Source organism: Acrocarpospora sp. B8E8 (assembly GCF_039871605.1).
GTDB lineage: Bacteria > Actinomycetota > Actinomycetes > Streptosporangiales > Streptosporangiaceae > Acrocarpospora > Acrocarpospora macrocephala.
In genome coordinates this window covers 1-13,865 of sequence record NZ_JBDPLV010000064.1, presented here as the reverse complement: position 1 = coordinate 13,865, position 13,865 = coordinate 1, and the positions used below count along the sequence as shown (strand labels likewise).

Annotated in this window: 13 protein-coding genes and 2 pseudogenes; 6 read left to right on the top strand and 9 right to left on the bottom strand. The window is 66.5% G+C overall.

What is annotated here, in order from left to right:
- Positions 1-195: 195 nt before the first annotated feature.
- Positions 196-357 (bottom strand): annotated as a pseudogene (locus ABGB08_RS41865) (transposase family protein); the annotation flags it as partial.
- A gap of 45 nt (positions 358-402) precedes the next feature.
- On the opposite strand from ABGB08_RS41865, the gene ABGB08_RS41860 reads away from it, so the two are divergent.
- Positions 403-948, top strand: a complete 546-nt coding sequence (locus ABGB08_RS41860) for a hypothetical protein (RefSeq protein WP_347602402.1) — start codon at positions 403-405, stop codon at positions 946-948.
- Between the two features lie 108 nt (positions 949-1,056).
- On the opposite strand, the gene ABGB08_RS41855 is transcribed toward ABGB08_RS41860, so the two are convergent.
- The gene (locus tag ABGB08_RS41855) at positions 1,057-2,238 is read right to left on the bottom strand and encodes a HEPN-associated N-terminal domain-containing protein (protein WP_347602286.1); all 1,182 of its coding nucleotides are present in this window, start codon (positions 2,236-2,238) and stop codon (positions 1,057-1,059) included.
- 568 nt (positions 2,239-2,806) lie between these two features.
- Here ABGB08_RS41855 and ABGB08_RS41850 point away from each other — a divergent pair.
- Positions 2,807-3,142 carry a hypothetical protein gene (locus ABGB08_RS41850; RefSeq protein ID WP_347602284.1) on the top strand — a complete coding sequence of 112 codons (336 nt, stop codon included), beginning with the start codon at positions 2,807-2,809 and terminating at the stop codon, positions 3,140-3,142.
- 189 nt (positions 3,143-3,331) lie between these two features.
- Here ABGB08_RS41850 and ABGB08_RS41845 read toward each other — a convergent pair whose 3' ends face one another.
- Complete coding sequence (locus tag ABGB08_RS41845) at positions 3,332-3,799, bottom strand: hypothetical protein (RefSeq protein ID WP_347602282.1); 468 nt, start codon at positions 3,797-3,799, stop codon at positions 3,332-3,334.
- A 386-nt stretch (positions 3,800-4,185) separates the two neighbouring features.
- On the opposite strand from ABGB08_RS41845, the gene ABGB08_RS41840 reads away from it, so the two are divergent.
- Positions 4,186-7,611, top strand: a complete 3,426-nt coding sequence (locus ABGB08_RS41840; RefSeq protein WP_347602280.1) for an endonuclease/exonuclease/phosphatase family protein — start codon at positions 4,186-4,188, stop codon at positions 7,609-7,611.
- Positions 7,612-7,667: 56 nt separating this feature from the next.
- On the opposite strand, the gene ABGB08_RS41835 is transcribed toward ABGB08_RS41840, so the two are convergent.
- The 3 genes from ABGB08_RS41835 to ABGB08_RS41825 all read right to left on the bottom strand — a co-directional run bounded on the left by ABGB08_RS41835 (position 7,668) and on the right by ABGB08_RS41825 (position 10,094).
- Positions 7,668-8,993, bottom strand: a complete 1,326-nt coding sequence (locus ABGB08_RS41835; protein WP_347602278.1) for an MFS transporter — start codon at positions 8,991-8,993, stop codon at positions 7,668-7,670.
- A gap of 33 nt (positions 8,994-9,026) precedes the next feature.
- Positions 9,027-9,851 (bottom strand): MerR family transcriptional regulator, encoded by an 825-nt coding sequence (locus tag ABGB08_RS41830; RefSeq protein ID WP_347602276.1) that lies wholly within the window; start codon positions 9,849-9,851, stop codon positions 9,027-9,029.
- 66 nt (positions 9,852-9,917) lie between these two features.
- Complete coding sequence (locus ABGB08_RS41825) at positions 9,918-10,094, bottom strand: hypothetical protein (protein ID WP_347602274.1); 177 nt, start codon at positions 10,092-10,094, stop codon at positions 9,918-9,920.
- A 107-nt stretch (positions 10,095-10,201) separates the two neighbouring features.
- On the opposite strand from ABGB08_RS41825, the pseudogene ABGB08_RS41820 reads away from it, so the two are divergent.
- Positions 10,202-10,294, top strand: a pseudogene (locus ABGB08_RS41820) (IS5/IS1182 family transposase); the annotation flags it as partial.
- Here the strand turns inward: ABGB08_RS41820 and ABGB08_RS41815 are convergent.
- The 3 genes from ABGB08_RS41815 to ABGB08_RS41805 all read right to left on the bottom strand — a co-directional run bounded on the left by ABGB08_RS41815 (position 10,292) and on the right by ABGB08_RS41805 (position 12,354).
- Positions 10,292-10,930: a DNA alkylation repair protein gene (locus tag ABGB08_RS41815; protein WP_347602396.1), complete on the bottom strand. Its 639-nt coding sequence runs from the start codon at positions 10,928-10,930 to the stop codon at positions 10,292-10,294. The pseudogene ABGB08_RS41820 and the gene ABGB08_RS41815 sit on opposite strands and share 3 nt — an antisense overlap.
- A 197-nt stretch (positions 10,931-11,127) precedes the next feature.
- Positions 11,128-11,715, bottom strand: coding sequence for a hypothetical protein (locus ABGB08_RS41810; protein ID WP_347602272.1), 588 nt, complete (start codon positions 11,713-11,715; stop codon positions 11,128-11,130).
- 192 nt (positions 11,716-11,907) lie between these two features.
- Positions 11,908-12,354 carry a hypothetical protein gene (locus ABGB08_RS41805; protein WP_347602270.1) on the bottom strand — a complete coding sequence of 149 codons (447 nt, stop codon included), beginning with the start codon at positions 12,352-12,354 and terminating at the stop codon, positions 11,908-11,910.
- Positions 12,355-12,703: 349 nt separating this feature from the next.
- On the opposite strand from ABGB08_RS41805, the gene ABGB08_RS41800 reads away from it, so the two are divergent.
- Entirely contained in the window at positions 12,704-13,210 is a 507-nt protein-coding gene (locus tag ABGB08_RS41800) for an RICIN domain-containing protein (RefSeq protein ID WP_347602268.1), read from the top strand.
- An 11-nt stretch (positions 13,211-13,221) separates the two neighbouring features.
- Positions 13,222-13,599, top strand: coding sequence for a helix-turn-helix transcriptional regulator (locus tag ABGB08_RS41795; RefSeq protein WP_347602266.1), 378 nt, complete (start codon positions 13,222-13,224; stop codon positions 13,597-13,599).
- Positions 13,600-13,865 lie beyond the last annotated feature (266 nt).

Genomic DNA, 13,865 nt, shown 5'->3' with positions numbered 1-13,865 from the left:
TAACTCGCACTAGTGACCAACGCGCCACACAGGAGGAGCAGCAGAAGCAACAGCCGGGCGACGAAACGGACTCTGTGCAGGATGCGCGAGGCTAAATCAGGGTCCACATTTCATTCCTACCGCAATCAGCCGCATTCCGATCACTTGTTGCACTGCGACGAAGGATGATCGCCACCTTGGCGAGGGACTGAGGATCCCGGCTCGCTCCAACGCCCGCAAGGCGCCCCAGGTCCGGGCTGCGGCCAGATCGTGCGTCTTGCCGCGCAACCCCCGACGTCCAGATGATCGTCCCAACTGGTGGAGTGATGACCTGGACGTCCATCCCAGCACGCGGTGCTTGCCTGAGTAGTGCGGCCGACCTTGACTCGGGCGGTGCGGACGTTGAAGGCGGACAATAGGCGGATGAGCTGGGTCACCAACGTGATGGTGTCGATCGATTCGAATGACCGTCCGAACGTGGAGGCGTTGAGCGATTGGCTGCGTACGGAAGCTCCGCTGCGGGATAGGCCAGGGCGAGGTTGCGGCTTTCTCTGCGAGATCACTGGCGAGGACACGGCATGGGGTGGGTGGAAGTACCCCGAGTGCGATATGTGGGCCGGTGCGCTCAACCATGCCGACCTGAATGCAGTCCTTGATCACATTGCGCAGATGCCCTGGCGGTGCCCGAACGCGCTGCAGGTCTTCATGATGGATCAGGAGGAGGCGTTTTTCAGGTTGTCAATGTTGAGGGACGGCGAGCTGCGGCAGTATGCACCGGTCACGCCTGACGAAGAGACCCGGACTTCTGTCCCGATGACCTCTGAAACATGGCCACGGGTCACTGTGGGGGGTGGCAGAGTCCGTGGGCATTGTGTGGAGGTCACAACTCCGCGCTGTGACGAAGCGGCTGGCTCAGAGCGGTCTGAATTGATCGCCGGCGCGAACGGCGGCGTGCGGTCGCCGTGCTAGTCAATCCGGGGTTAAGTGACATGCAAGGCAGCTCCCTACCAGCGATGGTTCCCATTGCAGCGGAGCTTGCGCAGGCCAGCGAGACGGCGGTATCGATGACTGGAGGGATCAGAGGTCTGCCGGGACGGACACGACACGGAGGACCCGTACCAACCCCTTCCGGAGTCGCAGTACGGTCTCCTCGGTTTCCTCGCCACTGTCGGCGCAGGCGTCGGGGCCGCAGAACAGCACGCACGAGCGGCCGCCGTTGTGTGGACTGGTGAACAGCACACCGTCGAGGGCGAGCTGGGGTAGCCAGCGCAGGTACTCGGTGACGACCTGGGTGGGAACGTACTCGATGTGTTCGCCGCCGTTGAAGGAGACCGGTTCCCGCAGATCAGCGGCGAACGCGCGGAGGAACATCACGTCGAAGAACTGCTCACGGCCTTGGGGGCTGAAGTAGTTCGGGACCTCCGGCAACCCGGCTAGGTCGACCATTCGCAGCGGCCGGACGGCCTCGAACCCCGCGATGACCGCGAACCGGCTGGCGCTGTGCGCGCCGATCTCGGCGACCACGGTCTCGGCGTCGTCGCTTCCGTAGAACATGGAGATCCCGGCCGGGCTCATCCGATTGGCCGACGCCTTTCTCGGTGGAGGTGAGCCCAGGTTCTCCGCGTTGTACTGTTCGACCTGGTCTGGGTTGTCGATCAGGCGGCCGCGGAAGAACACGTGGCCTGCGGGCAGTTCCACGATCGTGTTCTGACGCTTGATGATCTTCACGAGCGTTTCGAGGAGTTCGGTGGTGGTGAAGTCGTCCGGGTGATCTGATGGTTCTTCTGGAAGGGCCAGGAAGACGAACCTGGTCTCGTGTTTGACCTTCTCCTTGAAGATCTCCCAAGCGAGACTGAGTGCCCTGTCCGGTCGCATTTGCCCCGGATCTTCGTTCCAGTCGTCTTCGGGGATGATCTCGGTGATCACCTCGACAACTCCGTCGCTCAGCATGCCGGAGCACACATCGGTGACGACTTCCCACGTGCTGGAGCGACGGGTGACGTCATCGCTCCAGAACAGGCTCTCCTCCGAGCGTTCATAGAAGAACCGGATCGCGTCCATCACCAGCGGCAGGAGGTCCTCGAGGTCCACCGAGGGCGACTCCTCGCCGCAGAAGGAGCACTTCGGGACGGACACCATCTCGGAGAGCTGTTTCCGCAGGTCGTCGCTGAGAACACAGGTCAGGCACACCGCGTGGTCGCCGGTGTCGCCGAAGCCCCGCTCCTCGAGTTCCATCATCCATTTCTTGGCCAGCCCCACGATTCCTCCTTCCGCTTCAGCAGACCACAACGGGGAGCAACGATCAGGAGCGTGGAAATTCAGACCAGACCGGTATTTATTTATCGGTGCGACCAAAACCGGCAAGTGTACGGACACGGCTCCACGGTTTAGGTGGCATGGTCACCCGCGTGCTTTCCCTGCGGCGCTGCCTGGACCGGATCGGGATCTTCGCTGCTGGGAGTCCTCACAAACAAGATCGTGCCAAATATTGGCAGAGCGGTACGTGTCACATCCCCTCTGGTGATCCCCTCACGCGAATCTGCGGTGTGGTGCCAGCGCGGATCCTCCGGCGCTGGTGGACGGACGCAGTTCCGCCCATCGAGAGGAACATCATCATGAAGCACATCCGCAGGATGCTTTATCCAGTTGCCGCCCTGGCGGCGACGGCCCTGCCGCTGACGCTGTCCGATGCGGTGCTGGCCGGCACCGCGCCGACCCAGGCGCACGCCGGCCCAGCGCGCATGGCCGCACCGGATCCGGCTACCTGTCCGGAGCGAGTGGCGTTGGCCAACGGCGGCTTCGAACAGCCCATCGTCACCGGCGGGGCGTGGGCTTCGTTCCCCGATGCCTCGCAAGGCGGCTCGAACGCGGTGCCGGGCTGGCGGACGACCTCCACCGATCACCTGATCGAGATCTGGAGCACCCGGATGGGCGTCCCGGCGACACCTGGACCGTCGGCACGCTCGCCGCCGGCGCCACAGCCACGCTGACCATCCAGGCCAAGGCCACCACGGTCGCCGAAACCACCAACACCGCCACCGCAAGCGGCAAGGAACTGGACCTCGACCCGTCCAACGACAGCGACAGCGTCAAGGTCTGCGTCGACCCCGCACCCGCCTGCCCGTACTGCACGCCGCAGAAGGCACTGAAGAAAGAAAGCTGACCTGCTGAGACCCCCTGATCCCGGCCTTGCCGCGAATCATCCGCGGCAAGGCGGTACCACGCACTGCCTATAGCGAATAGATAGCTTTGTCCCCGGACGTTATCCGCAGCCGGATGATGCAAGTCGGGCCGACCGTTCTCAGGATCACGGCCAAGGAACTGGGCGACTACGACCGGGCCGCGCCGCATGCTACGAGGGGCGCCCACTGCTTGAGCACACTATTGTGGGTGGGGTACCTCCCCAATTGACGCAGGATACAGTGATAGTCCAACCTCCAAGGTCGATCGAGAAGACTATGAGGTGTTCGTCGCCATAGCCACCGGGGAATTGCCGCTGAGCGACATCGTTGATGGTGGTTTCCGGTGCCGGATAGTCGACGATGACCCAATTCTCGAACTTGTCGAACTGCCCTTTCTCGATCAGCGCGTAGAATTCCTCCTCGGTCATCGACTCTCGACCGGCGGAAGCGAACTCAGCGGACTTCGGCGTGCTGTCGTCCATTCCGTTGATCTGCAAGATTTCCTGAATGGTCAGCCGGCCATCGCGTATGTCGATGGGAGTAGCCGCGCGCGCGGGGGTGGCCGCCAGACCGCAGACCATCGCGCTGGCTGCGGTGAGAACGGCGACGAGCCTGGTCAACCTTGATGTCTTGTTCATAGTCGCCCTTTCGGACCGACAATCGCTTGGATTCGTCCATTTAAACCCGCGAGGAATCGCATCCATAGGACCAATGGCGGCCGGGAATCTCTGCTAAGTGGACTCTTCGCCCACAATGAATGGGCGTCCGCCGTGCCGCCCGGCAGAGCCGGGCCGCCGCCGTCTACACCGCCGCCTTCTCCCCGCGGTCCCGCCTGTTCGCCGACCCCGCGACACCGGCATCAAGGAGCAAACCGGACAGCTGTCCGCCGACTCGCCGCATAAGTCGTAGATCGTGCCAAATCGACGGTTGATGGCCGACCAGGGTTCAGCGCTCGGCCACCCCTGATCGCTTGGCTACGGATCCGGATCATGAATCCGCGCGTATCGAGGAGGAAAGCCAAGCCATGAGATCCCTCCAGAGAGGACTCGGCCGGCGGATCACTGCCGTGATCGTGGCCGCGCTGGTCGCCGCACCCCTGTCGGGTACGGTCGCTCAGGCCGAGACCGCCACCGAGTACCTGCAGAACCCGAGCTTCGAGCAGCCTGGCGCCAACGCGGCCACCCCTACCGGGTGGACGCCGGTGCTGATAGGGAATGAGAACGCTCCATTCCGGTGGGTCGTTCAGACCTTCAACGCGTCCGGTCAGTTTCCGCCGCCCAATCCGATCCCGGATGGGCAGTTCGCACTTGAGATGTTCTGGCAGATTGGTTCAAACCTTGGCGTCCAGGGCATCGCCGCCCAGCAGAACGTCAACGTACCGAGCGCGAACGACCTGTTCTTCAGCTACGACGCCGCGCAGACCTTCTACCCCGACTCACGCTCCGCGAACTGGGCCGGTGCGATGGCCGAGGTGCAGTTCACCTCGGGCGGCCAGCTCAACGGTCTGCGCTACTTCCACCCCAACTCGCGCACCGACTACACCGGCTCGCCGCAGGACTCGGCCACGACCAAGTACATCATCGGCGAGCAGTTCACCGGCAACGGCGACTGGGTCGCCAACTCCCGGGATCTCGACGCCGACATCAGGACCACGTTCGGGTTCACCGACTTCACCGTGACCTCGGTGCGGGTCGGCAACCTGCAGGACCGCAAGGCTGTCTCCCCGTTCCCCAACATGACCATGTACTGGGATGACGTGGAGCTGACCAAGGGCGGGGTGAACGAGGGTCCGAGCGACCCGCCGCCCGCTGGGGACTGCACGAAGATCAACGGCATCCAGGGCAGCGGCGCCGCGTCGCCGTGCTCCGGCAAAACGGTCACCGTGCAGGGTGTGGTCACCGGCATCGACGACGAGGTGGGCGCCGACTACGACCGCACCTACCCGGAGGACCGCGGCATCTTCCTGCAGTCGCTGCCGTCCGACGACGACGGCAACCCGGCCACGTCCGAGGGCATCTTCGTCGGGTACGTGGACACGGCCTCCTCGTTCCGCCCCGGTGACGTCGTCCGGGTGACCGGCCAGGTCAAGGAGAAGTTCGGCCTCACCGAGATCGCCGAGCAGATCGGCCAGGAGCCGACGAAGGTCGGCACTGCGGCCGTACCTGCTGCGGTCGTCATCGACCAGGCGCGGGCCGAGTCACAGGGCGCCGACAAGCCCTACTACGAGTCGCTGGAGAACATGCTGGTGAAACTGCCCGTGGGTACGGCGAACTCGGGCGGCACCAACAAGTTCGGCGAGCTCTTCCTCACGCCGGGGACCACCCGCGACCGGATCCTGGAGGGCGAGCCGTTGCCTGCATCGTTGCTCGCGCTCGACGCCGACGCGGGCGCCGGCAACCCGGGGAACCCGTACAAGCCATCGGCTCCGTCCACCACCTACGTCACGGCTGACCTTTTCGACGAGGTGCGTGACGCGACGGGTCCGCTCTCCTTCTCCTACAGCCACTACAAGCTGATGCCACAGCCGGGCGCGGTGCCGTCCGTCGTGGACGGTCCGGTGGCCTACCCGTACGCGGGTGTCACGCAGGCCGCCCCGGGTCAGGTCCGGGTGGTGTCGTTCAACGTGCTGAACTACTTCCCGGTCGGCGTGGAGCTGGACCTGTCCCCGGTCAGCCAGGCCGAGTACGACGAGAAGAAGGCCCGCCTGGCCGACGCGGTCGACCGCCTGCTGAAGCGTCCCGACATCGTGGCCGTACAGGAGGTCTACAACCTGGCGGTGCTCAGGGATCTGGCGAGCACGCTCGGTGGCTACACCGCGTACCTGCTGGAGGGCAACGACTCCCGCAGCATCGACGTCGGCTACCTGGTGAAGGACGGGGTGTCGGTGTCGAACCTGCGTCAGTTCGACCGGGCCACCGCGGGGTGCGATGATTCGGGCCTCGCCTACGACCGGCCGCCGCTGGCTCTCGACGTCCAGGTGTACGGCCGGGAGTTCACGATCGTGAACAACCACTTCAAGTCCAAGGGCGGCAGCGGCGCGTCCGGCGCCTGCCAGCTGCAGCAGGCCAACCGGCTGCGCGACCAGGTGGCGTCGCTGGAGGCGGCCGGCCGTCAGGTGATCGTGCTGGGTGACCTCAACCAGTTCGAGACCGAGCCGCCGCTGGCCGCGCTGCAGACCGGCAGCAGCCTGACCAACCTCTGGGGCAGCGCTCCGGCCGAGTTCCGCTACAGCTCGCACTACCAGGGCGTGCTGCAGACGCTCGACCACGTGCTGGTCACCGACGGGTTGGACAGCGCGGTGGCGGACTTCCGCTACGCGCCGATCAGCACCGACTACGCTGACCGGTTCACCGACGGGCACAAGGTGGCCGACCACAACCCGGCCGTGCTGACCCTTTCCCTGGACGGGATCGCGCCGGTGACGACCGCGACGACCGACCCGGCCCAGCCGGCGAGCGGCTGGTACACCAGCGCGCTGCTGGTCACGCTGTCGGCGGCCGACCAGGGCAGCGGGGTCGACCGTACCGAGTACCAGCTCGACGGCGGCGCCTGGACCGGTTACGCCGAGCCGGTGGTCATCACCGGCGACGGCTCGCACACGCTGGCCTACCGTTCCGCCGACAAGGCGGGCAACGTCGAGGACGCCAAGACCCTCGCGGTCAAGGTGGACGCGACCGCGCCGGTGACCACCGCGGACACCACTCCGGCCGGCGGCGTGTCGGTGGTCCTCTCCGCAGCGGACGCGACGTCTGGCGTGGCGGGCACCGAGTACTCGCTGGACGGTGGCGGGTGGACGCCGTACACCGAGACGGTGATCATCTCGGGTGAGGGAGAGCACGAGCTGCGCTACCGCTCCACCGACAAGGCCGGCAACGTCGAGGAGATCAAGGCCGTCACGGTCAAGATCGAAGACAGCGTCGCGCCCACCGTGCTGATCACCGGTGTCGCGGACGGCACCCGGTACGGCGACAGCCTGGACCTGCCGATCGGCTGGGAGGCCATCGACTCCGGGTCCGGGGTGAAGACGGTGACCGGCGCGCTGGATGGGCAGCCGTTCGAGCCGGGCACGCTCAAGCTGTACGAGCTGGCCCTGGGCGAGCACACGCTCACCGTCACCGCCGTCGACAACACTGGCAACCAGACCGTGCAGACGGTGACGTTCTCCATCGAGACCTCGACGGACGACATCTCCGCGCTGATCGACCGCTTCGAGGCCGCCGGGAAGCTCAACGCCACCGGCGCCGCGAAGCTGCAGGACCGGATCTCGAAGGTCATGGTGTCGGAGGACAGGGGACGCGAACGGGACAAGAAGAAGATCGTCAAGAAGCTTGAGCGCTTCGTCGAGGCGGTCAACGACCCGAAGATCGTCTCGGACGCTCAGGTCAGGACCCTGCTCCTGCGTGACGCCGACGCGCTGATCGCCGAGAACGGCGGCACGCCCGAGAGCTGATCATGGCCAGGGGGTGCCGGGCGACCATGGGGAAACCCGGCACCTCACTGGGCTCTCTACTCATCCGGCGACCGGTGGGGGCGAGGTGTCAGCCGGCAGGCGTCGGGCAGCCTGCGCTCCAGCGTCAGTGCCGAGACGCCGGCCGCCAGTGCCACAACCGCGGCCACGAGGAACGCCGCGGTCGGCGAGACACTGAGCAGCTGGGCGCCGAACGCCGATGCGATGGCCAGGCCGATCCACCATGAGAGCCCGATCGACGCCATGTACCTTCCCCGCAGACCCGCTGGCGCGAGATCGGCGGCGAGCGGCATCAGCACGGTCGTGTGGAAGCACTCGCCGACGCCGACCAGGACCGCTGCCACGAACAGTGCCGCGATAGCCAGGTCGGTGCCAGTGCCTGCGGCGAGCACGAGCAGGCATGCGCCGACGAACATCCCCGCTGCCAGCGCCATCATCACGGCTCGCCGGCGGCCCTCGGCGAACACGGCGATCGGCACCTGGGCTAGGACCACCGTGGCGGCATTGGCGAGCAGCAACAACCCGATGAGCTGCGCGCTGATGCCCACCTCGTCTTTGGCGTACGGCGGGACGAGCCAGGTGAACACGCCCCAACCGACCGCGATCATCGCCACGTTCATCAGCGCGAGCTGGACGAACGCGCGGTCACGAACCACGAGCCGATACCCGCCCGTGATCGGCTCCGGTCGCGCGTCCCCGCGCACAACGGCGACCAACACGCACACATAGACCAGGTAGGTCACGCCGTTGGCCAGGAACAGCACCACGAACCCGGTCAAGCCGTACGCCGCGACGAGGCCGCCAACCCCGCCGCCGATCCCGACGCCGACGTTGGCGGCAACCCGCGAGACCGCGGTGGCGCGATGGCGCAGCTGCTGCGGTGCGAGCGTCGCGACGAGCGTTGACTGGCTCGGGTTCAGGGCGCCGTTTCCCGCGCCCGCGATCGCGGCGGCCACGAACGCCTGGGCAGGCGAGTGGACGAACGCCAGGCCGGTATATCCGGCAGCCAGGACAACCCCGGCGCCAGCGGCCACCGCACGAGCCCCGAAACGGTCGATGAGCGGGCCGGCCAGCGGCGCGGTCACCACCGCGACACCATTGATCAAGCCAACCACGAGACCGGCGACGCCCAGATTGAACCCGCGACCGTCGTGGAGATAGATGACCTCAAACGGCAGGACTGCGCCGTAGCCGACGTAGTTCAAGAAGATCCCGAGCACCACGAGCCACAGCTCGCGCGAAAGCCCGAGGCGAGCTGGGGCCCGGCGGGCGGCCTGGTGCTCCCGTGCCAGTTGGCTGCGTTGAGCCTCCCGTACGAGGTCGGCCTGGCGCTGTCTGGCGAGCATGCGGTTGATCTCGTCCACGCACCGACCGTCGGGTCTCCCATTACGGGAGGGTCAAGCCCGTGTGGTGCGGAAGATCGGCCAACCGACCTCGGTCAGGTGGCGGGACTCGTCCTCGGTGTCGAACGCGGTCACCAGGTAGTGCTCGCGAATCGGCCCGTCCACGCCGATCTCCCGCTCTGCCACGTAGGTACCGAGCGCGCCATAGGTCTGGTCCAGACTGCCGAAGTCGCCCTTGTGCACGGCCACCGCCAGCTCCGCCGGAGGGATCTCCAGCATCCTGGTCCGGCCGCCGGCGCTCACCTCATCCGTGATCGGGATGTACGCGACGACTTCGCCGCCGGCCTCGAACGCGAAGTACTCAGCCGAGTACAACGCGGCACGAGGCCCGGCCGGCGACACGACCGCCGCTACCAGCGCCGCATCCAGCTCCCGGAACGCCCCGTCCCACCACGCGTCCAGTTCGGGCATCGACACATGCTCAGAGATCGCGAGTGCCCGCACCGGGCCCACCGACCGGTGCTCAACCGCGATGGGCGCGGGCGGCCGTTCCAACAACGATCGCAACGAAGCGACGACCGACTGCGCCTGCGCAAGCTGTGACTCCATCCGCTGCAGGTGCGCGACCATCACCCGGTTCCGAGACTCGACATCCGCAGCCTGCAACACCTCCTTGATCTCGTCCAGAGGCATGCCGAGGTCCCGCAACCTACGGATCACCTGCGCGGTCGGCACCTGACTCGGCGCATAGAAGCGATAGCTGGAGACCGGGTCGACCTCGGCCGGTTCAAGCACCCCCATGTCGTGGTAGTGCCGTAGCGCCTTCACACTCAAATGAGTCATCCGGGAGAAGTCCCCGATGGTCAGTCGCACCCACATGGCAGGAATTATCGACCCAACCTCGCCAGGGAGAGTCGTGAATGTGATCAGCTCTACGGGTGAGGGTTAGTCCGGCCCGGTGCGGGTCTCCTGTTCGACCCACCCTCGCAGCGTGGCGACGCACTGGTCGTTGTACGGCTCCAGCCACTGCCGGAAAACCCTGCGAGTGGTAAGGGGGAGAGAGAATGCGAGGCCCGAAAGGGCCAGACCGCCACGCACGATCGGATGTGCCCTCAGCTTCATGTTTTCATGATGAGCGGTGAGTAGCGTCCTCCGCCTTGGTGAAGGCGTCCGCGATATCCCGAGCGGCCTGGTCGGCGGGTACCTGATGGGTGACAGTACTCCTCAAGGCCGGCTGCCGCCGCTTACACCGGCGCTACGAACGCCGAGCGGACCAATTTGCATCCTTCGTCGCCGCCCTCATTTGCTACCGCCGACTCTCACCGTGCTCGGCGCACCATCTCGGTGATCCAGATGGGCGCGAACGGAGACGTACAGCCCGGGGAAGTCGGGTAGTCCTTGAGCACCTCCAGGCGCTCACCGATGTCGAGCGCACGGGCGCGGTGCTCGCCGTGCTCGATCCCAATCTGAGCCAGGCAGTGGTTCATCGCCCACTGCAGGCGATCCGGGACGTCTTTCATCTCCGCCTCGATGACGTCGAGCAGTCCTACGAGGTCGAGGCCCTCGGGCTTCTTCGCCACGCGTTCGGTGGTCAGCGCCCAGCCGGCACTCGCGACCACTGGATCCGGATCGGCGAACCAGGCCAGGCGCAGCTCTTCGGAGTGCGGGTTCTTCTTCACCACGTAGTTCACGAGCCAGTCGTGCACCTTGGGCTTGCGCGCCTCGCGCAACATGACGTCCAACTCGTCACGCCCGAACGCCTTCGGGCGGCAGATCAGGAGCGCCAGCAGTCTCGCCGCGGTGTCACCGGTCTCCCAGAGCTGGCACGCGAGTTCCTGCTGCGTCTTCAGCCGCTTCGCGACCGCACGCAGCTTGCTGAGGTTCACACCGTGATCGTCACCGTGTTTCTCGTTCACCTCGCGCGCCCTTGGGTCCTCGAGCCCGGCCAACTCGGCCATCACCTCGGCCACCATCGTCTCGCTCAGCGTCGCCTCGGCCACCTCAGCCTCCTGTCCATCACGCGCGGGATTCAGCCTACGACGGAAGCCGACCTCCTGTCGTACACGCCGGTTCGGCAGCAGCCACCGACACGAAACCCGACCCCGACCACCGCATAGCGAGCCACCCCCGAATCACTGTGAAATGACCGTGCTGGCTAGCGGTTCTTCATGAACGTGACCACCTCGTCCAGCCCTTCTCCTGCCGTACGCCCCGGAAGCTGCCACCGGACAGGCGGCTCCTCCATGGACGTCCACTGGAGTTGCCCGCCACCCTTCGGGACGTCGAACGTCTTGATCGCGACCTCCGGCGCGCCCGGCGCGACCGGAGTCATCCCCGCGTTTGTCGAGCCCACCCACGGCGCGACGTCGGAGTTCCCCGAACTGGTGCCGAAGAAGCGGGTGCCGTGCCGCACGAACCACTGCCCCACAGCGTCCGGCGGCATCCTGTCCGCGCCCTCCACCCGGATCGCCACCGCGGCGAACCACTTCTCCACCGGCAGCGTCCGATCCCCCACACGGCCTCGGTAGAAGTACACCCCGACCGGGGTCACCGTGAGCGGGTGCCCCTTCTCCCCCGTGATTTCCGCCGACTCGCCCAGCTTGAGCACGTCTGGTAGGGCCACCACCGTACCGGCCGGCGCGGTGTTGGAGCCGGCGGGCGGCCAAATGACGATGTCCTGACCTGAGCATGCGGACAGTGCGATGAGCACGGCTAACAGCATGGTGACACGACGACGAACCACGGATTCTCCCTTGGGATCGGTCCCACTCCGAGCGACCGATCACCCTAGTCGCGCATCCATCCGTACATCGGGATTCGCCGGGTGTAATGGCCCTGCCACGAACGATTCGCGCAACCGGTCCCGCGTGCACTGCGACAGCCGTACGCACGGGAACCGGATGCACGTCGCCGCCAATCTGGCGCGGCGAGGGGCTTAGATCAACAAGGGCGGAAGTGGTAGGCGGGCTCCCAGTTCACGTCCAGCCACCGGGTGGGTCGGGCTGAGCACGCCCCACGTGGAGTTCAGCCGGACCGCCACCGCCCCGCCCGACTGGTTGTTGCGGATCCAGCCGCGGGCGTGCCAGTCGTAGAACGAGTAGTCGCCGCACTGGTACAGGTCGTAGATCTTCCAGGTGTTGATGTTGCTGTCCTGATAGTCGAGGACCGCGATGCAGACCCGCTGGAACGGGCAGCTCGGCAGGTAGGAGGGTGCGCTGACTCCGCGTGCTCCCGTCGCGTAGTGCGGCGCCGGAACGGCCAGGCCGTTGCCTCCGATGGTGGGGTTCGGGTCGAACGCGGCGGCCCCGGCCGACGCCGGGGTGACGAACAGCGCCGCACCTGCCAGTAATGCGGCGGTCGTCGCGACGAGCTTTCTGATCACGATTGCTCCGTTTCGATCGCGGACGTTGCGAACACCAGATCACCTCCCGGGAACACCCAGGCGCGCACGATAGGCCGGCATTTGTCCGTGATTTTGGGAACCCTGTCCGTCAGCCTGGGGCCGGCCCCGCCGACCACGCGGCGGACAACGCGTCCGGATCCTAGACGCGCTACGCAATGTGCCGGTCGGGCCTGACCAGGAGCAACGCGGTACAGGTGGCCGCCGTCGCAGCGCCAAAGCGCGTGCTTAGCAGGGCCTATACCCCACGTATACCGACATGTCCGAGACTCAGCCCGAGGGATATGGAAATCGGCACCAGTGCCCATTCGAAGGACAGTGACGGACCTCGATGAAACGCCTCATCAGCTCGGTGACCGCCTTCGTCGCCATCTTCGCCGCCACACCGGCAAGCGCGGCCGAGATCAAGTACGAGCTCCGGCCGCTGAACAGCGGCAAGTGTCTGGACGTCGTCAATGGGTCCCGGGCCAACGGCGCCCGGATCCAGCAGTGGACGTGCAGCGGCAACTCACAGCAGAAGTGGTACATCCGGAGCGCGGGCCACCCCAGCGGCGAGCTGTACACGATCGTGTCGGCGCACAGCGGCGCCTGCCTCGACCTGCGCGATGGCAACTCGGGCAACGGAGCCGTAGTGCAGCAGTGGACCTGCTCCGGTGGGTACAACCAGAAGTGGTGGCTGACCTGGGACGCTGGCATGGGCGCGTACCGCATCAAGGCCGACGTGGGCCAGCGCTGCCTGGACGTGACCGGCGCATCCACGGCTAATGGCGCATACATGCAGACCTGGGACTGCTTCGCCCCGGGCACCCGCAACCAGCGCTTCCGTCTGGTCGCCTGACTCCCGGCGCAGTGGCCGCGGAAGGCCTCTTCCAGCCACCAGGACGGGCCGGTCGGCTGATCCGCACGCTGGTGGTGCAGGTGTCCCGCTACGAGTCCGGCCGGACCAGGCCGCGGGCGAAGGCGGTGCAGGCGCTGGCGGCCGTGCTCGGCGTCGACATGCTGCAGCTGCTGGCGCCCGGAACACCGGTCACGCTGGTCACGCTGCGCGCGCGACTGGGGCTGGCCCAGGACGACGTCGCTGCCGCGCTGGGCATCAGCCGCAGCCTCTACGCCGCCGTCGAGCATGGTAAGCGAGCGGCGAGCGTGCCCGAGACGACCGCGCTCGCCGCGGCTCTGCACACCTCGGTCGACCAGGTCCGCCGGGCGCTGCCGCCGTCGCCGGCGTGACGGCTCAGCCGCCGCCGGGCCCGAGGAAGAGCGTTGACGCGGAGTCCGAAGTGGTCAGGGCCAGCGGCCCGAGCTTGGGCACCCCGGCCCCTTCACCGTCCGAGCGCGAGAAATACAGAGGTTTTGGCCTGTCCAGTGCAACGCAGGTCAGCGGCGGGGTAGCACGCCCAGGAGGGTTGCGGTCAGGGCCAGCTTCAAGGAGTCCTTCAGCTCCAAGTGGAAGCGGGCCAGGTCGGGCTCGGCCTGGTAGGCCGCCTGCAGGCTGG